The sequence below is a fragment of the Gluconobacter cerinus genome (assembly GCF_025961355.1).
Classification (GTDB): domain Bacteria; phylum Pseudomonadota; class Alphaproteobacteria; order Acetobacterales; family Acetobacteraceae; genus Gluconobacter; species Gluconobacter cerinus.
On sequence record NZ_JAOQNM010000001.1, the window covers coordinates 1,473,584 to 1,499,487 of the forward strand.

Below are 25,904 nucleotides of genomic sequence, written 5' to 3' on the forward strand. Positions count from 1 at the left end.
AGCCTCACCAGCCGGAGCAATCCGGCTGGTATCTTGTTAGGTTACAGAGAGCGAAACGCTTTCATAGCGCGGTCCCGACCGTCCTGAAGCTCGACAATCGGACGTGGGTACGTTTTTCCCAGCATGACGCCGGCGTGTCGCAGCTCATCTTCGCGCGCATTCCAGGGCTCGAGCAGTGCCTTTCCTGAGAGCTTTTTCAGCTCCGGCACCCATTGACGGATATAATCGCCGTCAGGATCAAATTTCACACCCTGTCTGGTCGGATTAAAAATCCGGAAGAACGGCGCGGCATCAATGCCCGTTCCCGCAACCCACTGCCAGTTCATGGCATTGCTTGCCCAATCCGCGTCCACCAAAGTGTCACGGAACCAGGCTTCCCCCTCACGCCAGTCAATCAGCAGATGCTTCGTCAAAAATGATCCGACGATCATTCTCGCCCGATTATGCATCCATCCTGTCACCCAGAGCTGCCGCATGCCAGCATCCACAACAGGAATGCCGGTTCGTCCCTGTTGCCACGCTTCCAAATCTGTCTGGCTCGAGCGCCACGACATGGATGAAAATTTCTGATTCAGGCTGGTCTCAGGCAGAAGAGGCTGATGGAAAAGGGTGTATTTCGCGAACTCACGCCACCCGATTTCGGAGAGAAAAATTCTCGCTCCTTCTTCGGAAGCCCCTTTACGCTGAATCGCGGCCCAGACCTGCCGCGGAGAGACTGCCCCCGATGCCAGATAAGGGGACAGGCGCGAAGTTCCTTCACGCCCTAGCTCGTCCCGACCGGTTCCGTAACGGGTACAGTCATGTTTCAAGAAGTCCTCCAAGTGCTCCTGTCCCTCCGTTTCTCCCGGCTCCCAGTGAGACCGCAACCCGGCGGCCCAGTCAGGTTGGGTAGGAAGGAGAGCCTGCTCATCAAGACGATGATCGGAAAGCAATTCGCTCTCAACAGTGTAGAACGACAGGTGGGACGGCGCATCTATAGGATCGGGAACATCCTGAAGCTGAAACGCTTTCCAGAAAGCTGTGAAAACACGGTAGAATTTTTCTTCTTTCGTGCGAACCCGCTCAGGATCCAGCAGGACAGTTCCCCATTCTGCCGTGACGGAGACACCGTTTTGACTGAGCGCATCAGCAATACGGTCGTCCTGCTCCCGCTCTTTGGCATGGAACCGGTGATGCCAGAAAACGCAGTTAGCGTCGGTTTCTTTTGCAAGCGCAGGAATCAGCGTCTCTGCGGAGCCATGAAGCGTCAGGAGCGCACCATGGTGTTGAGCCAAAGATTTCCTCAGCTCGGCCAGTGCGCCATGAAGCCACCACCGGGATGCCGCTCCCAGACGGTGGAGTGCAGGTGTCTCATCATCAAGAACGTAAACGCAGATCAGCGGTCGCCCGGTTTCCACAGCAGCCTGTAGGGCGGGGTGATCTGCTAGGCGAAGGTCATCCCTGAACCAGACGATGACAGGAGATTCTTTAGTCTGTGACGCGCGGGCAAGCATTCGGCTCTCTTTCCGAGGGCATGAAGGGCAGAGGATGAAAACCTCGAAAACAGGGCTCACAGAATGCGTGAGCTGAAATTAAGCGTGCTTTGCGTCAGATGGTTTCACAGTTTGTGTCGACGCGGGCAGCGGCTTGTGCTCCCGGCCGGAATAATTGGTGATGATGGTCCGTACAGCGCCTGCGGCTTCTTCAGCAGCCATGATAGCCGTATCACCCCACGCATTATCCAGCGAATGAGCCGGAACATCGTGAAGTTGTGTTGCTGCCCCGGCTTCCTTGCCGTCTGGCGTGATGACATGCCAGACGATCTCGATGTGCTGCATCAAAGTTTTATCGACTGTCCCCGCAGTTGTGACCTTCACGACGCCCTGAACCGTAAAATCCGCGTTCTTGGCGTTGGTCTGCACAGAGTTTGTCTTGTCAGGCAGCGAGGCATAGAACGCCCGGGCTAGAGAGGTATTTCCATCTCCGGGCGCTCCTTTAACGCCTTCAAAATAGATATGAGCGGCACGGCGCATGAGGCTGTGAGGGTCCTGCTGCATCATATCCGCCTGGATACCTGTCAGGAGATTGGCCAGTTCCGGAGCCTCCTGCATTGCGGCGCCCTTAATGGCCAACGGATCTCCCGCACTCCAGCCTGCCATATCAACCGGTGCGCCATCGCCTTCAGCGCGGGCTTTCCCCTCAGGCGTCATGATGACGTAGTGCGGCACCACCGCCCCGTTGCGTGTGCTTGCGCTCAGTTTCAGCCACCAGTCCCCAGGCTTTTTCGGCTGGGCAATAGCCGGCACCGATTGTGCCACCATGGCTTCCGCAACGTCATGAGCCCAAAGTTTCGCAGCATCATCGGACAACAGGGACTCAGAAGATGTCGGAACGGCCAGTCGGGCAGGAGGCAGGTTTGCCGTTGCGAGCTGCCGGGCCTGTTGTCCCGGGTCCGAGAAAGGGCGGGGCATGCTGAAGCAGCCAGCCAGACAGAGGGGCAGCAGAACAGGCAGGAAACGGCGCATCAGGGCTCCGGAACAGTGATAAATAGACCGGCGAAGTGTAAGGGATCACTTCGCCGATGTCGAAACTGCGGATCAGCGGCGGATCAGAATATAATTGATCGTCACATCGATATCGAAGTGGTCGCCCTTCATGTCCGGCGGCACTGGCGGCAGTTTGGCCCCCTGGAACATGCCCGTCGTGGCAGCATCCAGTGAGTAGGAGCCGGACTGGCCCGTCAGCCGGACTGTTTTGACGTGCCCGAATCTGTCCAGAACAACATGGACAGAAGATGGACCATCCTCTCCGGCGCGGGCGGCATCTTCCGGATAATACATGTGAGACCGGATCCAGCGATCAATCTCGCTGCCGTAATCTTCACTGACGCCCTTCACGCTGGTGCGTGTCTGATAAGGCGCGTTAATGGCGCCATTCATGCTGAGCGGCCCCAGTGACATGTCAATCGGTCCTCCAGATCCCGCTGCGCGTCCACGGCGATGGCGATAGGGGGATGGCTGTTCACCGAAGGACAGATCCATCGGATGGGCGAAAGGATTATTGTTCTGTGACCGGTTCGAGCGATGGGCACGATGACTGTGCGATGTCGTCTGTGTGCTTCTCTGGCTGGGTGCGGCGCCCGGCGTAACCTGCTGGGACGGCGTGGTCTTGGGAAGCTCTGACGACGACTCTTCGGGCACGGGTGGGGCCGATGGCGTTTCAGGCGTCGGCACGGCAGGTGTTGGCGCAGATTGCTGTTGCTCTGGCTGCTGCTGTTCCTGCTGGGTTTCTTCCTGGCTCTGGGCAGGCGGTGGTGGCGGAGCGCCCCCCTGATCATTGGCGCGCGGCCCCTGCATGCTGCTTTTTGAGGGAGGTTGGTCAAAAACCATCTCAACCTGCGGCTGCTCGCTTCCTGCAGGTGAACCATGCACGCCCTGATGCTGCGTAAGCAGCAGGGCGAGGACTGCCGCATGAAGGCCAGCAGAAATGCAGAACGGAACAGTCGGCCCCGGTTCCACAATGGTCTGTGGACGCATCATGGGCGTCAGGACGGGACGAACCGGGCTTTTCGCAGGTGGGACATAATCCTTCAGTCGGGACCGGAATCCCTTCGGTGACTGAAGATGTGCATTCACAGGGCGTAGGGACGCAGCGAACAGCTTTGGCTCGCGACGCTCCACCTTGCCATTGGCAGACGGCATTTTCCCGCTCATACGTTGCGGGCCTGCTCAAAAGAGGAAAGGTGGCGGCAAGTCATCGCCAGGCTTTATGCACCAGGGCGGGCGGGTTCGTCATCCGGCAGGCTGGTATCCGGTCTGGGGGTGGGCATTGCGTCTGTCACTATCATGGCAGTAATGGGCAGTTCACGAAAGAGACAAAGCGCCATGTTCCTGGCAGGAAAGACAGCTTCATGACAGACAGTCTCATATCGTGTCTTTCCGTTGATCCGGATGTTGGAGCCGCAGTCCGGAGGATTGGTCCATGCCGCCTTCAGGGAAGAGGTGATCAGGAGCCATATGACGCCCTCCTCCGTGCCATCGCCGGACAGCAGCTTCATGGTGTGGCTGCGCGCCGTATCTTCGGGAGGCTATGCCTTCTTGGCCCTGAGGCGTCCGAGGATGGCACGCCTCCAGCACCTGGTGCCCTTCTTGCTTTGTCCGAAGATGTTCTGCGTGCCTGCGGCCTGTCTGCCAGCAAGCAGAGTGCCATGCGGGGCGTTGCGCAGGCTCGCTTGGATGGACTTGTGCCAAGCCGACAAGACGCTGATGAACTGGAAGACGAGGACCTGATCCAGCGGCTCATAACCCTTCGTGGTGTCGGACGATGGACCGTTGAGATGCTGCTGATGCTGACGTTGAACCGGCCCGATGTGATGCCGGTGGATGACTTTGGTGTCCGGGAAGGCTGGCGCCGGATTAAAGGGCTGGACATTGCTCCGAAGCCCAAAGCCCTGAAAATTGAAACGCTTCCCTTTTCCCCACATCGCTCCGCGCTGGCCTGGTATTGCTGGCGCGTGGCGGAAGAGGGGCGGAAAACTGCTCCCAACGTGTTGACCGGTTAGTCTGGGGAGTTGGCTGGTTCGTTGAGGAACGCCATCATTTCAGCGATGAAAGGGCGGGGTTGCTCCGCATGCAGCCAGTGACCTGCGCCATCCAGAGTTTGTATTCGGGCGTGGGGAAACAGGGCCATGATCAGGGGATGGTGCTCCGGCCTGACATAGTCGGAATTGCCCCCACGAAGGAACAGAGCAGGCCGTTCATAAGGAATAACCTGAATTTCAGGCCAATCTTCGATCAGACGTATCCCGTGCGTAATGTCATCAAACCCAATGGCCCAGCCCGGCGTGCCGTCGAGGCGAACATTCTGAGCCATCAGCTCCGCGACGGCTCTGCTGCCTGTGACGGGTTCCAGCAAGTCCAGCGCGCCACTCCGGGTCAGGTCTGGCGGAAACGTGATGGCATCCAGCCGGGCAATCATATCTCCATGGCCCTGCTGGGTCCGCGCGGGGGCCATATCAGCGACCATCAGGCGGACTACACGGTCTGGCTCTGCCAGAGCGAGCATCATTGCAACCTTTCCCCCCATGGAATGTCCGACGACCGAAAAAGAATCGACCCCGAGATCATCAAGGGTTTCCAGCACATCCTGCGCCATGGCGGCGTAGCTAACGGGACCGTGCGGACTGTCTCCGTGATTGCGAAGGTCCAGGGCGATCGTCCGAAATGTCTGGGCTGCCTCACGCTGAAGAAAACCAAGATTACGGGCGCGTCCAAACAGTCCATGCAGGAAAACGACCGTTTCCTGTCCATCCCCGCGTTCGATGGCGTTGAGTTTCATGCATGATCCTTCCATGACAGCGGTTGATCGCAAGCAGCGTTCCAGCCAAACAGAACTACACCTGCCGCCGGGGAGACCTCTTGTCCACCAGTCCCACCCGTAACGAATTGCGTTTTCGCGTGAGTCGCCATCTGCGCGAGCTCCTTCGTCACCCCACCCAGGCTCCCGTGACGCTGCGTGCGATGGTACGCGCTGACGAGATCTGGCTGACTGTTCTGGCTGCCGTGGTCGGGGGACTGTCCGGGCTGTGTGTTGTGATTGTTACAACCGTCACCCTGTTTCTTCACAGCGCACTATTCGGTCGCGGGAACACGGTGGACGGTCACCTTTCCGGCCTGACATGGCTCCCGCCATGGCGTCTCCTCCTCGTCCTGACACTGGGCGGCCTTGTCCTTGGAATATTCGGTGCGGTGGTTGCAAAAGTCATGCCACGCCGCCCGGTCGATCCCATTGAAGCCAATGCTCTGCATGGTGGTCGCATGTCTGTGCGAGACAGCGCGATCGTTGCGCTTCAAACGATCCTGTCCAATGGCATAGGGGGCTCCATCGGCCTCGAAGCAGGCTTTACACAGATTGCCTCTGCTCTTGGGTCCCGCATTGGCCAGTCTTTCCGGGTCCGTCGTGAAGATCTGCGTGTTCTGGTGGGCGCCGCTGCTGGCGCGGCGATTGGTGCGGCATTCAACGCGCCCGTGGCGGGAGCCTTTTACGCCTTTGAACTCGTGATCGGCTCTTACTCTCTCGTCAGTCTGTCACCCGTTGCTGTTGCGGCTCTTGCCGGTGTGGGTGTGGCGCATCTGTTTGGTCATATGCCTGCCGCGGTTGTGATTGCAGATCCGGAGACTTTGACGTGGGATGGGAGTGTCAGTGTTGTTGTCATCAGCATTCTGTCTGCTCTAACCGCCATCGGCGTCATGTATTGTGTGACCCAGACCGAGGTTCTGTTTCGCAAGCTCCCTGGCCCTGTGTGGCTGAAGCCTGCTGTCGGCGGACTGATGGTTGGTGGATTAGCAGTCATTCACCCATCAGTCCTGTCGGCGGGACATGACGCCATGCGAGTGGTTTTTGCGGGATGGATTACGCCCCGTCTGGCCCTTGGCCTACTGATATTGAAAGCGCTGGCCTCCTGCATTTCCATCGGCTCCGGATTTCGCGGGGGGCTGTTCTTTGCATCTCTGTACCTCGGTAGCCTTGCCGGGACGGTGTATGGCGCGCTGCTTGAATGGATCGGTTTGGCGCCAGTGTCCCTGACGGCTTGTGCTCTGATTGGCATGAGCGCCATGGCCGTGGCCATCATCGGTAGCCCCATGACCATGGTGTGCCTGCTTCTGGAACTGACAGGCAGTATTTCCATGAGTGGTGCAACATTCGTGGCCGCTGTTTTGTCGCTCCTCACTGTGAGACGTCTGTTCGGCTACAGCTTCGCCACATGGCGCTTTCATCTGCGCGGTGAATCCATTCGCTCTGCCGTGGATATCGGATGGATGCGCTCTCTGAACGTTCGGCGCATGATGCGCGGACAGGTACGAACCATCTCTTCTGATACCCCCCTGAACCGGGCACAGGCTCTGTTTCCTTTGGGCTCCGCGCAGAGAATTGTCTTGCTCGATCGGGATAGCCGCTATGTGGGGATGGTTAATGTGGCAGAGCTCCAGGCCGTTCCCGCGGCTTCAACGCCTGTGCAGAGCCTCGCCCATTTTGAAAACGCCATGTTGACGCCTCTGCTGACAGTTCGGGAAGCCGTGGAACTGTTCGAACGGGCAGAAGCCGATGCCCTCGTTGTCGTGGAAGATCTTCAGTCCCGTCAGGTAGTTGGTATCCTGACGGAACAGCACGCTCTGCGTCGCTATGCCGAAGAGCTTGAGCGCAGTCGCCGAACACTTGCCGGCGAAGAGGGATCAGCCGTGTGACGGTTCACCCTTGGCATCAACGTCCATGCGCTTCAACATGACAGTCCATTCACAGGAGAACACTCATGTCCAACACCCCTGAAGATCGTCTCGCCGCCCTTGAAATCACACTGCCGGAAGCTGCTGCACCGGTTGCGAATTACGTTACGACTGTCCTGACAGGCAATCTGCTGGTCGTCTCGGGTCAGCTTCCTCTCGTGGATGGCAAGCTGCTCATTACCGGCAAGCTGGGCGACGAAGTCTCCAATCATGCAGGTGTAGCCTGTGCACGCGCATGCCTCATCAACGTCATTTCTCAGGCCAAGGCTGCTCTGGGCGGTGATCTGTCCCGCATCAAGCGGGTTGTGCGTCTCGGTGGTTTCATTGCCTGCACACCCGAATTCACGGAACATGCTGTTGTCATGAACGGTGCGTCTGATCTCGCGGTTGAAGTCTTCGGAGATGCAGGTCGTCACGCCCGCTCCACAATCGGAGTTCCAAGCCTGCCAGTGAATGCACCGGTTGAAGTGGAAGCCCTGTTCGAAGTCGTCTGATTTCACCGGACTGGATGGGCTTCTTGCCCATCCAACTTCATGGAAAAGACACCAAGACGTTGCCTTTTCCATTCCTGATCAACACGTTTGCCCTATGGGTTATGTACGTTTGCAGGATCAGCCGTCATGAGCGCCTCTACTCCCCCACCATCAGAAACGACTGAGTGGACGCTGACGCTTCATGCGTCCATCCATGAAATCAGCCCGGCTGAATGGGATGCCTGCGCCGGCGATGAAAACCCTTTTGTATCCTTCGGATTTCTTTCGGCTCTGGAAGACAGTGGATCAGTCGCAGACCGAACCGGATGGCTTGTCAGGCATGCTGCACTACGCGCTCCCAATGGAACGATTGCAGCGCTCGCTCCTCTCTATGGAAAAGCCCATTCCATGGGTGAATATGTCTTCGATCAGTCCTGGGCGCGGGCCTATGAGGCTGCTGGAGGGCACTATTATCCCAAGTTCCAGTGCGCAGTTCCGTTTTCCCCAGTCCCCGGTCCGCGCCTTCTTGTCCGGCCTGATCAAGTGGAACCACAGGCCGTCGCACGCGCGCTGGCATCGGCTTTAATGCAAGCAGCCGGGCAACTAGGTCTGTCCTCCGTACATGCGACATTTTGCGATGATGCCTCGATGGAGGCATTTGAAAGCGCCGGCTACCTCAAGCGCCTAGGCATTCAGTATCACTGGCAAAATCAGGGATACGCGTCTTTCGAGGATTTCCTGAATGCCCTGTCATCCCGTAAGCGCAAGGCCATTCGCAAGGAACGCAAAACAGCCCAGACCGCTGGCCTTACATTCGTGACAAGGCAAGGCGCGGACATTACCGCTGGGAATTGGAAAGCCTTTTATCGATTCTATCAGTTTACGGTCGATAGAAAATGGGGGAGTGCTTACCTGTCTGAAAGCTTTTTCCCGATGCTTTCAGAGCGCTTGGGCAATAGCGTCGTTCTGATGCTTGCGGAGCATGAAGGTCTCCCTGTGGCGGGGGCCCTGAATCTGATGGGAAAAGATACTCTCTTCGGGCGGAACTGGGGATGTGACGGTGAGTGGCCCTTCCTCCATTTTGAGCTGTGCTACTATCAGGCCATCGATTTCGCCATTGCCCATGGGTTGACCCGTGTGGAAGCTGGCGCGCAGGGGGAACACAAGATCCAGCGCGGCTATCTGCCAGCTCTTACGCGCTCGGCGCACGCCTTTTTGGATACGGGGCTGGGAAGAGCTGTTGCGGCTTTTCTTGAAGAAGAGCGCAGCGCTCTTCTGGATGACGCCGAAGCCCTGGCAGCAGGCTCTCCATACCGTCAGGACGACTCGTCCTGACGGGGGCAGTTAACGATTGGGAAAGGGTCTGACAGTTAAGCTTCCTCCATGACAGTGGAATGCCGGAGCTTCAGCCGTGGAGAACAGCACCTATATTGCCCTTTCGCGCATGGATGCCCAGCAACGCGCCATGTCGGTGGTGGCAGACAACATGTCCAATGCTTCCACAGTTGGTTACAAACGCGAAAACGTTCTGTTCAGTGATTATCTCTCCCGCCAGCACGGAAGTACCCAGCCCACAGGCGCTGAGACCCAGGCCTATACTCAGGATCGCGCGACCTATCGTGACTTTCAGCAGGGCGACATGCAGCAGACGGGAAACCCGCTCGATCTTGCCTTGGGTGGAGAGGGGTATTTCCAGGTGCAGACCGCCAACGGTGTGCGACTGACGCGCGCTGGCCGTTTTGAGAGGCAGCAGGACGGAACGGTAGTGGACGAAAGTGGTAACGCCCTTCTGGACCGGGAGGGGCAGCCCATCGTGCTGCCAGCAACGGATCATCAACTCACCATTTCTTCCGATGGTGTCGTAACCACTGAAACCGGTGAAGCCGGGCAGATTGGTATCGTGACTGCACGGGACAATAACACTCTCCAGGCTGAGGGCAGTCATCTTCTCCGATCAGACCAGCCAACCGATGCCGTGGACAGGCCTTCGATCCTGCAAGGCATGGTCGAGGGCAGTAATGTGCAGATGATGTCCGAGGTCACGAAGATGATGGATATCCAGCGCAATTTCGATTTCATGGCGCAGTTCGTCAACGCCGAGGCGACACGTCAGCAGAACGCCATCGATAAAATCGTTCAGGTCTCCGCCTGACAGACGTCCTGACGGGACAAGGATTAAAGCCACATGCGCGCACTCGATATCGCTGGAACGGGCATGCAGGCCCAACAGACCAACGTTGAAACCATTTCCAACAACATCGCGAACATGAGTACGACCGGATACAAACGGTCCCGTGCTGAGTTTCAGGATCTCATCTACCAGAATATCCGTCGGGTTGGCACGAGTTCGTCTGATACAGGCACGACTGTGCCTGCTGGTGCACAGGTTGGTCTGGGCGTGAAAACAGCCGCTATTTATCGCATCAACGATCAGGGAAGTCTTGAACAAACCAGCAATTCTCTGGATCTAGCCGTGCAGGGCAAGGGATACTTCCAGATCCAGCTCCCCTCCGGACAGTTGGCTTACACGAGAGACGGCACCTTCTCGATGGACAATACGGGATCGCTCGTCACAGCTGAAGGCTACCAGCTAAGCCCGACCATCACGATCCCCAATAATGCCCAGAATGTCAGTATTGATCAGTCCGGGCAGGTCAGCGTAACCGTCGCCGGGCAGAACAATTCAACTGTTGTCGGTCAGCTTCAGCTTGCAACCTTCACGAATGAAAATGGCCTGGACGCGATGGGCCAGAACCTGTTCACGCCCACCACGGCCTCTGGCGATGCAATGCTCGGAACCCCGAACACAACGGGTTATGGCAGTGTCATGCAAGGCTATGTTGAGAACTCGAACGTCAATGTTGTGACGGAAATTACAGATCTCATTACGGCGCAGCGTGCATATGAAATGAACAGCAAGGTCATTACGTCAGCAGATGACATGATGCAGACGCTCAACAACCTTGGCGGCCGCTGAGCGTGAAAGGAGGGTGGTGGCAAGTCGGACTGCTGGTGTTTTCAGCCGTAGCAACGGGTTCCGTCCATGCGGCCACGCTCCGCACGAATATCAGTATCGATCATGCCCGTGTTCATCTTTCCGATCTGTTTTCAGGCCTGACGTCAGCGCAGGACGCTGATATCGGAGACGCTCCTGCACTCGGCGCGAATTATGTTGTAGGTGGCCCGCAATTGACAGCAATTGCTGCACAGTTTGGTGTGGACTGGCCAGATGCATCCCCTTTGGTCTCCACGACGGTGACGCGGGCTACACGCTCAATTGGGGAAGATGATATTCTACCGGTTTTGCGCCAGGGGCTGGATTTGCCTCAGGACGCTCATGTTGAAATTACCCTAAGTGGTTTTCGGTCTGTGCCAGTTCCTGCGCAGGATCAGGCCGCTCCAGTTTTTCTGCATCTGGAGCGCCCACCACGAGGGGGTGGCCCTTTCAATGCCCGGATGGAGGTTCCAGCCACATCGGGTGGGAAAGCAACATCCTTTTTGGTGAATGGCTCCGTGACCATGGAGGTCCGGGCCGTGACGCTTCGGCATGGGCTTCATCCTGGGCAGCCTGTGTTGCCGGAAGATGTGAGTGTTACTTTGGTCCGGTCATCCGATGTGCCTGAAGACGCGTTGCAGACCGTTGATGATGCAGTTGGCCTGGAAGCAAGAGGCAGTCTGTCTGCGGGACAGGTTCTGGCATCCTCGCAACTTGTGCACCCTCAATTAGTGCGGCGGGGATCACCCGTGGTTTTGTCCTACACCTTGCCGGGAGTTCGCCTGACAGTGTCAGGAAACGTTCTGGAGGCAGGTGGCAAAGGCGATACTGTTCATATTTATAATGCCAATAGCCACATGGTTCTGACGGGGCGGGTCATGGGACGAACCGAAGTAGAGGTCATCCCGGACATTGCTCCTCTTTCAGCGGACAGTCGAAACCGTCCTCCAGCAGTGAACTTGCCGACGTTATAAAAAAGCCTGAAACGCAGTGGCATTTCAGGCTTCAAAATGAAAAGTAGTCCGCTCGTCTGGCTTAACTCTGGTTCTGCACACTGTTGGGCATAGCGCGGTGCTGGAAGAGCTTTCCAATGCGGAGCATCATTCGCCGGACCCATTTTCCAATCGCATCCATCCAGAGATAGACGATCGGAGTCGTATAAAGCGTGAGCAACTGACTTACGATCATGCCTCCGAGCACAGAGACGCCCAGCGGGGCCCGCATCTCGCTCCCGTAACCATGTCCGATGATAAGCGGCACAGCACCGAGGGCCGCAGCGAGAGAGGTCATGAGAATTGGGCGAAAACGCGTGATGGATGCTTTGAAAATGGCATCCTTGGGCGACAATCCATCATGGCGCTCTGCGTGAATGGCAAAGTCGATCACCAGAATGGCGTTCTTTTTCACGATGCCTGTCAGCAGGATGATGCCGATAACAGCAACAACGCTGAAGGGCATTCCAAAGCACCATAGCCCTATGATGGCGCCAATGCCGGCAGAGGGCAGCGTGGAGAGAATGGTGATGGGATGAATCAGGCTCTCATACAGAATGCCAAGCACAATATACATGACGGCAATGGCTGCTGCGAACGCCAACAGTGCATTGATCATGACTTTGGTTGTATCGCCCGCTGTCCCCGTGAATTCGCCCAGAACACCTTCTGGAGCATGGGTGCTTTTCAGCGTGTCCTGAATAAGCTGCACGCCCTGAGCATAGGTCACGCCGGGCGCCAGATCGAAGGAAATAGCGGTCGAATAGTACCCCGAACGATGGGTGACATCGAGCGGCTGCTGTTTCCAGAGAATGGAAGCCACGTTTTCAAGCGGGATCATCTTTTCTGTCGAAGACGATACAGCGGCACCGCTGGAACTGTTGCCGGAAATCTGGTTGGCCAGTGAGTTCTGAATAGATGCCGTTGCAAGAGATGCAAATGTGCTTTCAGTCCCGCTGGTGGAGGCCTTGGCTCTAATCAGGTTGGATGCCACACCACCCGCTGCTGTGCCTGCAGAAGTTGAAATCCAGACCTGATGCAGCATGTTGGGATCAGTTCGATACTGCGGTCCCAGAACCATGACGACCCGGTGTGTCGTCAGGGGAAGGTGGATCGTGGAGACGATGGTCTGGCCGTAGGAATCATACAGAACATTCTGGATCAGCTGCGGTGTGATGCCATACCGTGCTTCCGTATCGCGATGGACCGTGACGTAAGCGGCGATGGACTGGCTTTCCGTTGCGGAAGAAAGGTTGACCAACTGCCCGGATGCACGCAGCGCTCCCAGCATTTTAGGGAGATAGCCTGTCAGGCTGGCAATATCTTCGCTGCGGAGAACATATCGATAAGCACCCGTATTTTTCTGGCTGCTTCCCCCTTGGCTATTGCCGCCGACATTCCAGAACATCACGTCTGCTCCCGGTTCAACGGGAACAGCCTTGCGAATACGGGCCAGCACTGTCGCTACCGGAGCGCGCTCGCTTTTCTCTTTCAAATGCAGATAGAGCTGACCGGAGTTTTTATCGTTACTGAAAATGGTCGTGGATGTTACGTCCGGGTCCCGCTGCACGATTGCACCAACAGTACGCAGCCTGCGGTCAATTTCATCAAAGGACATGGTCGCATCGCCCTGGATGCGACTGCCAATCAGGGAAATATCCTGCTCAGGGATAAATTCCTTGGGCATGACGATGACTGAACCCACGAGCAGGATAAAGCTCAGGGGAAGGGTCAGACCCATAAGGATCGTGTGCCGCAGGCACCAGTGCATGGAACGGGCGTAAAGACGCACGAGTCCATCCAGCCCCGCTTCAGTAAAGCGCACGATGGCGCCTGTAAGACCCTTACGGGGGGCGGTCCCATGATCAATCTCAAGCATGCGAGCGCACATCATGGGTGTCAGGGTGAGGGACAACCACATTGAAATCACGATGGCGGAAATCATCGTCATGCAGAACTCGAACATGATCGAGCCCGCAGTTCCCGGCAAAAACAGCAGAGGAATAAACACAGCTACAAGCGAGGCACTGATGGACAGGACCGTGAAGCCGATTTCCGACGAGCCAACAATGCTGGCTTCGTAATGATCCATCCCATCTTCAATGTGCCGCGCAATGTTCTCAAGCACCACAATGGCATCATCAACAACGAACCCGACAGCGATCGTCAGGGACATCAGAGATAGAACATCCAGAGTAAAGTTGAAGTAGGCCATCGCAGCCAGCGTGCCGGACAGGGCAATCGGCACAGTGACGGCCGGGATGACAGTGGTCATGACCCTGCGGAAGAAAAGCAGGATGACCAAGACCACCAGAATGACGGAAATGATGAGGGCGTCTCTCGCATCATCAAGGGCGGCCCGAACGGAGCGGGATGTATCCAGGCCAACAGTTAATTTGACGCTACCCGGCAGACCCTCTCGCAGTTTGTCCAGATTAGCGTTGATCCCGTCCACGATCGCCACGGTGTTGGCGTGGGGCTGACCGGAAACGATGAGCGTAATGGCCCGGTGACCATTGATGTAGCTCGTTTGATAGACGTCCTGCACACCATCATAGACGTTTGCGACATCCTTAAGGCGAACGGGATACAGTCCGTTCCGGTAGCCGACAATCAGATCCCTGTATTCGCTCGCTTTGACGGCCTGATCGTTGGTCGACAGCAGCATGCGTGTGCCATGACTGTCGATGAAACCCTTTGGAGTGAAGGCATTGGCAGAGGCGAGGGCCGAGCGGATATTCTCAAGCCCAATGCCCCATTTATACAGAGGTCCCGGATTAAGCTCCACGCGAACGGCCGGGTTCGATGAGCCAACGACCTCCACGCGACCTACCCCTTTGACCTTGGCCAGATAAGGTTTGACCTGAATATTGGCCACATCATAGAGCTCGGCCTGTGTCAGCTGGTCTGTCGTGACACTGAGCAGGTAAACCGGGAAACCACTGCCATCCAGTTTGAAGGCCTGCGGATCATCGTCCAGCGTGCCGGTGGGAAGATCGCTGCGGGCAGCTCGAAGAGCTGCCTGTACGTCTCGCAGGGCACCGTCGATGTTCCGGGAGGACGAGAACTCAATGAAAATCTGCGCCTGACCCTGACTCGTGTCAGACTCAATGCTCTTCACATCGGCAATGGAGCCAAGGCGCCGCTCCAGCGGGGTCGTGACAGAGGTTGCCATCTGCTGTGGGTCCGCACCCGGCTGTGATGCCACGACCATGATGTTGGTTGTGGTGGCATCAGGCATCGTCGCAACGGGCAGAAGAGGATAGCAGATGACGCCGGCCATGAAGATGGCAAGAGACATCAGGATTGTTGCGACGGGGCGGTCAATGAAAAAGCGGCAGAAATTCATGCCGACAGCTTATCCCCGATTATGTTCTTTTGGTCATTACTATTAGGACACGAAAAGTCATTTTCGTACCGTGAGACTGGTCAGTAATCGGGCATTCCGCCCGGTTGGGCAGAGGGCTGCCTGCAATAGTAACGTTCAGCCAGACGCGGCGGCAAAAGGTCTGTCAGACGTGCACCCAACCCAAGCCAGAACGGAAACATAATTCGTCTCTGTCCCCGTAGCGTTCCACGCAGAATGCGGCGCACGGCATCTTCTGTGGAGACCAGACCTGGCATGGGAAAACGATTGGCCCGCACCATCGGAGTTTTTACAAACCCGCAACAAACGCTTGTGAGGGAAATTCCCTGTCGTTCCAGGCTCGGAGCACTGGCAACGACAAACCGATCAATTGCAGCCTTGGAGGCTGAATAAGATGGGGTCCCCGGGTAAGAGACGAAGCTGGCGACTGAAGACATGACACAGATGCGGCCTCTGTGACCGTTTCTGTCCGGCTTTTGCTGACGCATCTGTTCGATAGCTGGGAAAAGGGTGTTGAGGGCACCCGTCAGATTGGTCTCAAAAATGGCTCTCGCATGTTCTTCACGTTCCATGACCGAAGGCTGTCCGTGGGAGGGCGGAAGACCACCAGTCAGGCCTGCGCATGCAAATACCATGTCCAGTCTGGAGCGACCGGTTTCTCTAATCCACTCAGCCATTTCCGTTCGGTCGCGCACGTCGATGCAGCGGGTATGAACGACTGCCCCCAAGGACGAGCATTGCGCTTGAGTCAGGTTCAGGCTGTCCGAATGCAGATCTCCCAACAACAGGGTCTGGTATGGCCTGGAAAGGCGATGTGCCAATCCCTGACCAATTCCAGAACCAGCCCCTGTAATGAGGATCGTCATTGTGCAGGGCAGTTGTTCGCGGGCTTCTGTCCAGCAAGAAGGGTTCGTGCGAAACCATGAGCATCTGTGGTGACCGCAGCAAGAGTGCCGCTATGGCTGGCACCCCCATAGGTTGTGTGGCTGACGGAAGTCCCTGCAGCACATAGTGCATTTACCAAACGATGCTGCTCGGTTGGGGAGGAGTGCAGATCCTGCGTGCCCGTTGCAATCATGACAGGCGTTGAGAGCGACAGGGACGGATATTCAGCCCATTTCAGTGCTGGCGCCAATACGGCATCGGCGCCGGACTTGAGTGTCGTGGCGGGTGTCAGGCCTGAACGGTGGACCATCGGAAAGAAATCCGAACTGCATGTGCTTCCGGCGTCGTGCATCAAAGCCAGAGCCCGATTTGTAAAGACAGCGTTGGCGTCAAAGGAAGGGTCAGCCTGAGCCAGAGACGCGCCAAGAGACAGGAGTTCCGGAACAGCTGGTGAGAAGTTGTGCGGATTACGAGGGTGCAAAAGATCTTGAACGCCCTGCGCATCCAGATAGGGCGGAGCAACAGCGATCGTTCCCAGAATATGCAGTTGAGGCGCGTAGGACGCCGCCATCGCAGAGGCTGCCAGAGCCGCCTGAGCACCTTGCGAATGACCACTGAGAAGTACTGTCGTTGAAATCGAAGGAAGACGTTCGTGAGCGGCTCGAACGGAATCCAGGACGCTCATCCCTTCTGAACGGGCATTGAGAAGCAATGCCTCGCCGGGCTCCCCAAGACCCGGATAGTCTGTGGCGACGATCGCAAAGCCCTGTCGCAGCCAGGGACCATAAAAGCGTTCCTGAACAGTCCCGAGGCCCATGACAGAAGGCGCGCATGTTAGATGCAGCCCACTTTCTCCATGAGCCCAGGCCAAGACAGGCCACCCACCAGCGGGCGGCTTGCCTGCGGGAACCAGAACTTCCGCTGACACCCGAACAAGCTGCTTCGGATTACGGGCATCTGCGCTGCGATAAGTGAGACGCCATGCCTGACCTGGAACATGAGAAATCATGTGATCCAGACGCATGGCCTGACCCGCTGCCACCGGGACGCTGACGGAATAGGAGTCTCCGTCATCCTGCGATGCACAACCGGACAGGGCGGCACCGAGAGAGGTAAGGCTGAGAAGTGTAGCGCCCATCGTTCGGCGGAAGCGAATGAATGTCATGATAACTCATGGTCTCCTGAGGAGGAAAACGCATTATAGCAGCGCCGGTTGTCTCCGGGGAGCCATCCTGACTTGGAGGCGAGGCCATCCGGCGCTACAGAAGATGTCACAGAAGACAGAAAGGAACCGATTATGAGCGATACCCCTCCCGACCGCCTGTGCGCCAGCCCGGACAGCCCATACTACAATGAAGACGTGCTGAACCGCGGCGTTGGTGTTCGCCTCAAGGGCGAAGAAAAGACCAATGTTGAGGAATACTGCATCAGCGAGGGCTGGGCACGTCTGTCTGTTGGTAAGGCCGTGGACCGCAAAGGCCGTCCGATGACCCTGAAGGTCACGGGGACGGTTGAGGCCTGGTTCAAGGACGACGAAAAGGACGCATGATGACGCAGGTCAGCCCCCGCCGGATTATTATCGACACGGATCCCGGTCAGGACGATGCCGTGGCAATCCTGCTGGCGCTGGCCTCGCCAGAACTGCAGGTCGAAGCGATCATGACCGTTGCTGGCAACGTGTCGCTCGCCCAGACCACGAAAAACGCCTGCGCCCTGCTCGAACTGGCAGGGCGTGAGGATGTACCGGTTTTTGCCGGTGCCGCACGGCCTCTTCATAAGGCGCCGATCAGTGCGGAATACGTGCATGGTGAAACCGGAATGGGGGGCGCTAACCTGCCAACCCCTCGTCTCCGTGAGCAGCCGATGGACGCCGCTACCCATCTGATCGATGTGCTGCGGAAGGAGCCGAAAGGCGCCATTACGCTGGTTTGCCTGGGTCCTCTGACCAATCTGGCGCACGCCTTGACGCACGCCCCGGATATTGCGCCCAAAATTTCCCGGATTGTCGCAATGGGTGGCGCGCAGCGCGAAGGTGGAAACATCACACCAACTGCGGAATTCAACTTCTTCGTTGATCCCCACGCTGCGAAAATCGTGATGGGTGCAGGTATTCCTGTCACGCTGCTCCCCCTCGATGTGACTCACCGCGCCATTGCGACTCCTGCCCGGCTGGCACCGATTGCTGCGCTCGGAACACCTGTGGGCGATATGGTTGTCCGGATGCTGGGTGCTGAAGACCGCTTTGAGAAGCTGAAATATGGATGGGAAGGCGGTGCACTTCATGACCCGCTGACGATTGGCTGGCTGCTGCGGCCAGACCTGTTCTCCGGACGGGACTGTAACGTCGAGATCGAGATTGAAGCACCGCTTTGTCTGGGACAGAGCGTTGTCGATCTTTGGAAGGTAACCGATCGCCTCCCTAATGCGTTATGGATTGATCACATTGATTCCGACGCGTTCTACACTCTTCTTACCGAAAGACTGGCCCGTCTGGTTTAGGGTCTTCTTTTGTCAGCCCGTGACTCTGGAGCATCGAAATGACAGATTCCAACCCGCAGGATCGCTTCTCCGTCGTCATCGTTGGTGGGGGTGCTGCAGGCATCACCATTGCAGCGCAGCTTCGACATCAGCGACCCAACCTGTCGATTGCCATCATCGAACCATCTACGACGCATGCCTATCAGCCGGGCTGGACGCTGGTTGGAGCCGGCGTGATGACGCTGGCGGAAACGCTCCGTCAGGAAGGTGGCCTGATTCCGAAAGACGTGACCTGGCTGCGAGACAGTGTGGTGTCTTTCGATCCTGACGCGAACACGGTGACGCTCGAAAGTAGCCGTGTGGTGGAATATCGTCGGCTGGTTGTATGCCCAGGACTTCAGTTGGACTGGGATAAAATCGAGGGACTACCCGGGACGCTGGGCCGGAATGGCGTGACGTCCAACTATTCCCGGGAAACGGCTGCCTACACGTGGGAATGCATTCGTCATCTTGATGGTGGAAAGGCGCTCTTCACACAGCCTCCTATGCCCATCAAGTGTGCTGGTGCACCGCAGAAGATTGTCTATCTGGCGAGCGATCACTGGCGCAAGGAAGGGTCGCTTCATCGCACGGAAGTCGATTTCTGCATGGCGGGAGACGCGCTGTTTGGTGTGGCCTACTACGTGCCTTCCCTCCAGAAGCAGATCGATTTTTATGGGGTCAATCTTCATAAGAAGGAGAACCTCATCAAGGTCGATGGGGAGAAACGTGAAGCCACCTTCCAGATTGTTGGCACGGACGAAACTGTTCTTCGTTCATTCGACATGCTGCACGTTGTTCCGCCACAGTCCGCTCCGGATTTCGTGAAGAAAAGCCCACTTGCCAATGCCGGTGGCTGGCTGGATGTGGACCCTACAAGCCTGCGTCATGTGAAGTACGATACCATTTTCGGCGCTGGAGATGTTCTGGGTACCAGTAATGCCAAGACAGCTGCTGCCGCGCGCGAGCAGGCTCCCGTTGTGGTCTCGAACCTGCTGGCCTCTCTCGACGGTCGCCCTCAAACAGGGGCGTATGATGGATATGGTGCCTGCCCACTGACAGTGTCTTACGGCAAAGTCGTGCTGGCAGAGTTCCTGTATGGCGGGAAGGTTGCTCCGAGTTTCCCGTATGATCAGCGAAAACCCAGCCGCTTCGCTTGGCTCCTGAAAACCGAAGTTTTCCCCCGCCTGTACTGGCATGGAATGCTCAAGGGGCATGACGTCAAGGTCAAGCACAAGGTCAAAGAAAGCGCCTGATTTAGAGGTGTTTCACGAGAAGAAGCCGGGGTCAGCCCCGGCTTTTTTTATGATTTTTCAGGGTGTGTTCAGCACTGGCAGAAATGTCTTGAGTGTGCCGTCATTGGGTTGCGCTGGAATATCCAGCAAATGCGTCATCAAAGAGTAGACATCGACATTGTGAAAGGGCGGCAGCACCTTACCGGCTTTGAAGTCCGGGCCATTCGCAACGAAAACGGCGCTCATTTGCGGTGCTGCGGGATCATAGCCGTGAGCGCCCTTATACGGGTTCTGAGATTTGTCTGGAGTAGTGGCCTGAATCATCCAGCCGACATCAGCAAGACAGATATAGGCAGGGACACGGGGATTCTTTCCATAGTGAAATCGTTCCGGAATTTCAGCTTTGCGCCAGCATGTCATATGCGAGTGCGACTGAAGGAGCGCTTTCTCCAGAACTGCCGTTTTTCCCGGCACAGCATTTACCCCGGCGTAAGCGCCTCCCGTGATCCAATGATATGAGGAGGCTGGCGCGATCTGATCCATGGGAATGATATGATTTTCCCCAACGGACGCCATCCCATGATCTGCGACGACTATAATATCAGCGGGAATATGACGTTTTTTCAGCCCCTCGATCAGTTGCCCGATGCCATCGTCAACATCTTCCAGGGCAGCCTCAACTTCAACCGAGTCAGGCCCAAAATGGTGGCCCTGTGTGTCAACGATATTAAAATAGAGTGTACTGAATTCAGGACGCTTCGCAGGTTGCGCGTCGTACCAGGATAGCAGTGTGTGCACGCGTTCGCTGTCAGACATCTGCGAACGGAAAGGCAGCCATTCGTCTGGCCGCATATTATGAATAATAGCTTCTGATCCAGGCCAGAACAGTGTGCCAACATTCAGTCCATGCTGTTTCGCGGTGACCCAGATTGGCTCAGCTTCATTCCACCAATAGGAGTCTTTGCTCTGCATGGTGAATTTTATTCCGGGATGATCCGGATCATACATTGTATTCCCGACAATCCCATGGTGGTCAGGTCTGAGGCCAGTCACCAAAGTGTAGTGGTTAGGGAATGTAATGGATGGGAAAGAAGGCCGCATACCCTCAGCAGAAACGCCATTCCGAGCCAGCTCTAATAGGTGAGGTGTCAGCCCTCTGGAAAGATATTCTGTTCGAAAACCATCCAGAGAAATCAGAATGACAGTTGGCTTCCCGATCCATGGCGTCGGCTGAAGCGGCGTTGAAGCACAACCGCTGATAAGGGTCAGAAGGTTCGCGCTAAACGCCTTGGCAAGAAGCTTTTTCATGCTTCCAGTTAAGCGGAATTTTCAGAACGAAAACAGAGCATCTCTCCCACGCGAGTGCGAAGTTTTCGTGACGTCTCCGGTGCTGAGCACAAAAAAAGAGGGGCCAGAAGCCCCTCTTTCTCGTGTCATATCTAAATCGAAAAGATCAGAAATGAGCACCGATGTTTAGCTGGAACGACCGTCCCATGATGGCATCGTAATAGCGCGTCATATCGACTGTACCGGGGTACTTGGGGAGTGCACCGGTAATGTTGTTGATCATGAAGTTGGCATCAATGTTCTTGGTGATCTGATAACCAAACGTCGTGTTGAAATACGCAAAGCCCGGTCGGTTGTTATGCTCGTACGTATAGTCTGAAACCTGCAGGGCGTACTTGGACTTGCCATAGTAAATAGTCTGCCACTGGAAGAAAATCGGGCCACGCGTATAGTTAAAGTCCAGCGTGAACAGATTGTTCGGAGACTGCGTATCACCATTCAGGAGATATGTGTTGCCAAGATATGTCTGCTGATTGCGCAGGTAGTGAGAATAGTTTCCACGAAGTTCGATGTTGCCAGCAGACTGCGGCAGGCCGAGGCGCTGCAGCGGAACATAGTAATCAATGTTCGCTTGCAGGATCTGCATATGCTGGTTGGCAATGTTGAAATAGCCGGACGTGAAGCTCTCAACCTGGTGGTCCGAATCACGCTTGAAGGAGTTGCAGTATGCGTTGTTCGGGTAAGAGCCTGAATCATAGCAGGCATTCATCAGATCGCCGACACTCAGCGATGTGATCTCATTGTTGACTTTGACATCAACAAAAGAGGCCGTCATGTCGAGGCCACGGACGAAGTGCGGATGGAAGTCCAGCGTGCCTGTGTAGCTGTGAGACGTTTCGTTCTGCAGCTTTGCGTTGCCGCCTGATTTGCCCTGCGCCGTGTAATAATTGATGTTCGAGCTGAAACCGCCCTTGGAAATTCCTTCCTTTGCGCAGTTGGCCGCTCTTGTTGCAGGAGCAGGCCCCGAGGTGATGTACTCGATGGAGCAGGGATCTTCTGCTGTGCTGTATGTCGTGCTCTGGGGGGCAAAAAGCTCAGTTACGGACGGATTACGAACGGATTGGGCATAGTTCCCGGACAGGCCGAAATCCTGCGTTGGCCACCACGCACCACCAAACATGTACGTCCAGTAGTTGCCGGTCATGCTGTTGTTAATAAAGCGGCCGTTTGCTGTTGCGGACAGGCTGTAAACGCCCGGGACATGCATGTTCGGGGAAACGAGCGGAATATCCAGCTCACCAAAAACTTCATGCGTGTGATAGGCGCCCGACGTAATGGGGATGGCGGTTGAGTTGCCGTACTGCTTGTAGGTTCCGTCCGCCTGCTGCTCACCCTGGAAGAAGCTGCCCGGGTTGAAGTTGTAGCCTTCACGACGATGCTCGTAGCCAAGATCCCAGCGGATATCACCAGCCGGCAGGTGAGCAACCGTGCTGTGAATTTCTGCCTGAAGATCGCGCTGCGCGTTTGTGTTTTTGCTGTGCGCATCCGAAATGACGTAGTCGCGGGCGGCTGGCGTCATCTGGTTATAACCAAACGGGTTCAACGGCGAGCAGGTGGAACTCCGTGTGACTGCCGTAGAATTTGTATAGCCTGGAGAGCAGACGATATTGCCGCTGGCGTCCGTCGTGGCGTTCAGCGCATTGGTCAGGTTCTGGGTAGCAATAGACGGTTCCCAAGTATCGTTCATGTACTTGCCGTACACACCCTTCACAGACCACTCGAAATGACGGCCAACTGTGTCGAAATCACCGTTCAGGCCGCCCTGGAAGCGGAACATCTGCATGGTGGTCCGATACATGCCTGCGTCAAGATCCTGGTTCAGGCGTGACAGATAGAACGTATCTGTCGGCTTTCCTGCTGCCTGAAGAGCATTGACAATCTGTGCACGTACGGCGGGCGTCAGGTAGGGATTGTTCGTGCTGAGTTTGTACGCACCATTGACGACCGTGTTCGTCTGATAGCTTTGCAGGCTCAGTGGGTCATCGAACTGAGGCGTGTTCCAAGTACCCTGACCAACCAGGCTGGACGCTGTTCCGCGAGCATACCATCCCTGCCATGTTGCATGCAGGTGATCGGTGAAATCATAGTGGCCGAGCGTGGTCAGGTTCAGCTTGTCAGATGGCGCATAAAGCTGGTTGTAATCCTGCAGCGCGATGCCGTTCCCGCCTGAAGCGCGAAGTCCGTCCTGCACAGCAGAGTTATACGTGATAGGCACGAGAGACTGGCCGTTAGGGCTGAACATCAGCGCCTGTCCGGCAGCGTTAGGAATAGCGTATCCGGCTTTACCTGCCTTGACTGGAAGCTGACCGTAAACGGCGCTTGTGGTCGGCAGACCAGTGACCGAGTTCTGCAGGAAACGAACGCCTGGTGTCAGCACGCGAGCGTAGGGCGTAGTCGAGCCATAAGCAGGTCGAGCGTATGTGGTGGACAGGCTGCCTCTTGTATAGGGGCGGTCATTCGCGACCATGCCGCCAGCATTGCGATATTCCACGTCGAAAACGACGCCGCCCTTGCCGTGGTCAAAGTCTGTGCCAGCCTTGAACGTAATCTTTTCCTGCGGCGCATCGAGCTTCTGCGTCCAGTTACCCTGTGCGTTGAAATCAACACCCTTGAAATGATCATCGAGCTGATAGTTCACGACACCCGCAACAGCATCAGCACCATAAGCCGCGCCTGCGCCACCGAGACGGGTATCAACCTTCTTGATCAGGGATGTCGGAATTGCACTGACATCAACCTGCGAGCCTGAGCCTGCACCATAGTTGGAAGCGGTTGACCCACCCACCATGCGCATGCCGTCAACGAGGGTGAGGGTCCGCTGTGAGCCAAGGCCCAGAAGAGAAACGAACGACTGGCCAGCACCGAAGCTGCCCTGTGAACCGATAGGAGAGTTGTCACCCACCGTGAAGGCGGTGTTCTCACGCATCAGGGCGATGCCCATGTCCGTGTAGCCACGGGCACGAAGCTGCGCAGCATCGACGGTTGAGCCAGCCATAACGTTCGTCAGGCGCGTTTGGGAAAGACGCGTTCCTGTAACGGTAACGACTTCCGCGGCAGGTGATGTGCCTGGCTGTAGGTTGGAATTCGTAATTGTCTGAACGGGCGCAGACACAGGCGCAACTGTAACGGGCTTGGCTTGAACCGATGTCTGAGGACGTGCGGACTGCACTGTTGCACGGGGTGCAGCCGCTTTTTTCGCAGAAGACTTGTGAGCGGCAGAAAGATGCTTCGTCGTCGTCTCTGCACAGGCTTCAGGAACAGGAAGCGCTGTGTAGGAAATACCAGCCAGCAAGGCAATTTTCAAAAAAGTCCGGGAGGGTTTCAGTGAAAAGCCCGGACGGGCCAACGTTGGAAAAGAGGTGTTCATTGCTGGCAGATATCCTTTCGTTTCATGTCTCAATGTATCTTCGATTACAAAACTGAAAGGAAATGTCTCCTGTGCGCAATGGTAACAATGCGATTTTGGAGTGAGATTTTCTTGGTGTGTCCATTACAACACATTTATTTCAAATTATGTATTTAACGAAAATGGGCCTTATCTGTTATCGGATATCGAACACTTTAAAAAAACCGATTTTGTCTACGGTATTTTCCTTTCATTTTTTAAAAGTGACAATTGAGAAAAATTCAATACCGAGCGAATAGGAAAAGACAGTACAGTTGGCAGGAGGTTTTATTTGAACCGGCATGGCTGATCTGTGGTCGGCTGTTCATTAGTCTGAATGACCATGAGTGTCACAGCATCATCGCCGACATTTCCTGCAAAATGCCCGATGTGACCTTGTGAATCCTTGCGGCTCATTTGGTCTTCACCCAAAGAAACATCCCCCGGTCCCATCTCGACACGTGTTCCGTCCATTGCGGTGACGTACCATGTGCCTTTGAGGGGAATGATCCACTGGACTTTCGGGTCAGGGTGCCAGCTTCCATCCCAATGTGGGGGTTGCACGGTGGAGATGATCTGAGCCTCTCCGCTCGTGAGGCGGTCCTGCCATTGCGGGCCTGCCGGCTTGGACATGGTTTTCAGAATATAATTGTGAAACGGACAGCGCGTCATATGGCTGACGCCATTATGGTCCGTCCAGTTGTGCCAGTAATATGCTGTGGGAGGTGCAGGATCTGCAGCTCCAGCCGCGTGATAAAATGCGGTAACGCCAAGAGCGAAAGCAAAAAGCAGAGAGAGAGGGCGCATGGCTTATTGTTCCTCATGTCGTGCTGGGGGCTGATAGCGAGGCTTTGGGGCGATATCGTCAAAGCGGCTGCGTGAGGGCGTGGACAGAAGCTCGATAATCATGCCCCACGGCGCACGGCCGTAGCAGAACATGTTACCAGGGCCAGCTTCGAGAGAAGGCTGCCCCTGTGGCTCTGTCAGAAGTTCGCCACCCGCTTTGGTGAAGCGGGTGCAGGCCGCATGAATATCGTCAACATAGACGGCAAAGTGCTGCACGCCGAAGTCACAGGCGCGGACGGCCGGTCTCTGGTCTGGGCCATGAATTTCAAAGAGTTCGAGCCCGGGCCCATGCCCCAGAGACATCATACATATCTCCCAGACCACACTGCCGGTTGGCAGCCCGAGTATCTTCTCTGTCTGCGGACCCTGTTGGGGTTGGGTGTGGGTAACGTTGCGGTATAGCGCAACAGCGCCTAGTGCGGCTTCGAGAAAGCGGATGGCAAGGTTGATGTCGGGTACGGTCACACCGACATGGTCTATACCTCGCGGAAGTCCTGAATGGTCTGCACTCACGGAGAGATCCTTCATGGTTATGAAGGTCTCAACCTGTGAGTTAAAGAACGGTTGCGGTCAGCCGTTCACATTAGTGACGAACTATGT

At 56.1% G+C, this 25,904-nt stretch carries 21 protein-coding genes; 10 read left to right on the forward strand and 11 right to left on the reverse strand.

Features of this window, described 5'->3' with window-relative positions:
* Nucleotides 1-41: 41 nt before the first annotated feature.
* The 3 genes from M2305_RS06820 to M2305_RS06830 all read right to left on the reverse strand — a co-directional run bounded on the left by M2305_RS06820 (nt 42) and on the right by M2305_RS06830 (nt 3,680).
* A complete protein-coding gene (locus M2305_RS06820; protein WP_264648935.1) occupies nt 42-1,493 on the reverse strand; it encodes a cryptochrome/photolyase family protein in 1,452 nt (483 codons plus the stop codon).
* 78 nt (nt 1,494-1,571) lie between these two features.
* Nucleotides 1,572-2,504, reverse strand: coding sequence for a hypothetical protein (locus M2305_RS06825; protein ID WP_211500353.1), 933 nt, complete (start codon nt 2,502-2,504; stop codon nt 1,572-1,574).
* Between the two features lie 72 nt (nt 2,505-2,576).
* Complete coding sequence (locus tag M2305_RS06830) at nt 2,577-3,680, reverse strand: energy transducer TonB (RefSeq protein ID WP_264648936.1); 1,104 nt, start codon at nt 3,678-3,680, stop codon at nt 2,577-2,579.
* Nucleotides 3,681-3,889: 209 nt separating this feature from the next.
* Between M2305_RS06830 and M2305_RS06835 the strand changes: the two genes are divergently transcribed.
* Nucleotides 3,890-4,540 (forward strand): DNA-3-methyladenine glycosylase family protein, encoded by a 651-nt coding sequence (locus M2305_RS06835; RefSeq protein WP_264649943.1) that lies wholly within the window; start codon nt 3,890-3,892, stop codon nt 4,538-4,540.
* Here the strand turns inward: M2305_RS06835 and M2305_RS06840 are convergent.
* Complete coding sequence (locus M2305_RS06840) at nt 4,537-5,316, reverse strand: alpha/beta fold hydrolase (protein WP_264648937.1); 780 nt, start codon at nt 5,314-5,316, stop codon at nt 4,537-4,539. The genes M2305_RS06835 and M2305_RS06840 overlap by 4 nt on opposite strands.
* A gap of 131 nt (nt 5,317-5,447) precedes the next feature.
* On the opposite strand from M2305_RS06840, the gene M2305_RS06845 reads away from it, so the two are divergent.
* From M2305_RS06845 to flgA, 6 genes are all read left to right on the forward strand, one after another.
* Nucleotides 5,448-7,223, forward strand: a complete 1,776-nt coding sequence (locus tag M2305_RS06845) for a chloride channel protein (protein WP_264649944.1) — start codon at nt 5,448-5,450, stop codon at nt 7,221-7,223.
* Nucleotides 7,224-7,288: 65 nt separating this feature from the next.
* Nucleotides 7,289-7,756, forward strand: a complete 468-nt coding sequence (locus tag M2305_RS06850) for a RidA family protein (protein ID WP_010503058.1) — start codon at nt 7,289-7,291, stop codon at nt 7,754-7,756.
* A 126-nt stretch (nt 7,757-7,882) separates the two neighbouring features.
* Entirely contained in the window at nt 7,883-9,070 is a 1,188-nt protein-coding gene (locus M2305_RS06855; protein WP_264648938.1) for a GNAT family N-acetyltransferase, read from the forward strand.
* A gap of 76 nt (nt 9,071-9,146) precedes the next feature.
* Nucleotides 9,147-9,887 carry a flagellar basal-body rod protein FlgF gene (flgF, locus tag M2305_RS06860; RefSeq protein WP_264648939.1) on the forward strand — a complete coding sequence of 247 codons (741 nt, stop codon included), beginning with the start codon at nt 9,147-9,149 and terminating at the stop codon, nt 9,885-9,887.
* A 33-nt stretch (nt 9,888-9,920) separates the two neighbouring features.
* Nucleotides 9,921-10,712 carry a flagellar basal-body rod protein FlgG gene (flgG, locus tag M2305_RS06865; protein ID WP_264648940.1) on the forward strand — a complete coding sequence of 264 codons (792 nt, stop codon included), beginning with the start codon at nt 9,921-9,923 and terminating at the stop codon, nt 10,710-10,712.
* A 35-nt stretch (nt 10,713-10,747) separates the two neighbouring features.
* Nucleotides 10,748-11,704 carry a flagellar basal body P-ring formation chaperone FlgA gene (gene flgA / locus M2305_RS06870; RefSeq protein WP_264648941.1) on the forward strand — a complete coding sequence of 319 codons (957 nt, stop codon included), beginning with the start codon at nt 10,748-10,750 and terminating at the stop codon, nt 11,702-11,704.
* A gap of 61 nt (nt 11,705-11,765) precedes the next feature.
* On the opposite strand, the gene M2305_RS06875 is transcribed toward flgA, so the two are convergent.
* The 3 genes from M2305_RS06875 to M2305_RS06885 all read right to left on the reverse strand — a co-directional run bounded on the left by M2305_RS06875 (nt 11,766) and on the right by M2305_RS06885 (nt 17,139).
* Nucleotides 11,766-15,071, reverse strand: a complete 3,306-nt coding sequence (locus M2305_RS06875; RefSeq protein ID WP_264648942.1) for an efflux RND transporter permease subunit — start codon at nt 15,069-15,071, stop codon at nt 11,766-11,768.
* An 80-nt stretch (nt 15,072-15,151) separates the two neighbouring features.
* On the reverse strand, nt 15,152-15,955 hold the full coding sequence (locus tag M2305_RS06880) for an SDR family NAD(P)-dependent oxidoreductase (RefSeq protein WP_264648943.1): 804 nt from the start codon (nt 15,953-15,955) through the stop codon (nt 15,152-15,154).
* Nucleotides 15,952-17,139 carry a lipase family protein gene (locus M2305_RS06885; protein WP_264648944.1) on the reverse strand — a complete coding sequence of 396 codons (1,188 nt, stop codon included), beginning with the start codon at nt 17,137-17,139 and terminating at the stop codon, nt 15,952-15,954. Before M2305_RS06885 ends, M2305_RS06880 begins: the two co-directional genes overlap by 4 nt.
* A 132-nt stretch (nt 17,140-17,271) precedes the next feature.
* On the opposite strand from M2305_RS06885, the gene M2305_RS06890 reads away from it, so the two are divergent.
* Genes M2305_RS06890 through M2305_RS06900 form a run of 3 tightly spaced genes read left to right on the forward strand, consistent with a single transcriptional unit; the run spans nt 17,272 to nt 19,747 of the window.
* A complete protein-coding gene (locus M2305_RS06890) occupies nt 17,272-17,523 on the forward strand; it encodes a DUF3297 family protein (RefSeq protein WP_046900479.1) in 252 nt (83 codons plus the stop codon).
* Nucleotides 17,520-18,473 (forward strand): nucleoside hydrolase, encoded by a 954-nt coding sequence (locus M2305_RS06895; RefSeq protein WP_215766570.1) that lies wholly within the window; start codon nt 17,520-17,522, stop codon nt 18,471-18,473. Before M2305_RS06890 ends, M2305_RS06895 begins: the two co-directional genes overlap by 4 nt.
* Before the next feature lie 38 nt (nt 18,474-18,511).
* Nucleotides 18,512-19,747 carry an NAD(P)/FAD-dependent oxidoreductase gene (locus M2305_RS06900; RefSeq protein WP_264648945.1) on the forward strand — a complete coding sequence of 412 codons (1,236 nt, stop codon included), beginning with the start codon at nt 18,512-18,514 and terminating at the stop codon, nt 19,745-19,747.
* A 57-nt stretch (nt 19,748-19,804) separates the two neighbouring features.
* Here the strand turns inward: M2305_RS06900 and M2305_RS06905 are convergent, their stop codons facing one another.
* From M2305_RS06905 to M2305_RS06920, 4 genes are all read right to left on the reverse strand, one after another.
* Nucleotides 19,805-21,034, reverse strand: a complete 1,230-nt coding sequence (locus M2305_RS06905; RefSeq protein ID WP_264648946.1) for an alkaline phosphatase family protein — start codon at nt 21,032-21,034, stop codon at nt 19,805-19,807.
* 145 nt (nt 21,035-21,179) lie between these two features.
* Nucleotides 21,180-24,440, reverse strand: coding sequence for a TonB-dependent receptor domain-containing protein (locus tag M2305_RS06910; protein WP_264648947.1), 3,261 nt, complete (start codon nt 24,438-24,440; stop codon nt 21,180-21,182).
* 306 nt (nt 24,441-24,746) lie between these two features.
* Nucleotides 24,747-25,265, reverse strand: a complete 519-nt coding sequence (locus M2305_RS06915) for a cupin domain-containing protein (protein ID WP_264648948.1) — start codon at nt 25,263-25,265, stop codon at nt 24,747-24,749.
* A gap of 3 nt (nt 25,266-25,268) precedes the next feature.
* Entirely contained in the window at nt 25,269-25,832 is a 564-nt protein-coding gene (locus M2305_RS06920) for a VOC family protein (protein WP_264648949.1), read from the reverse strand.
* Nucleotides 25,833-25,904: the final 72 nt, after the last annotated feature.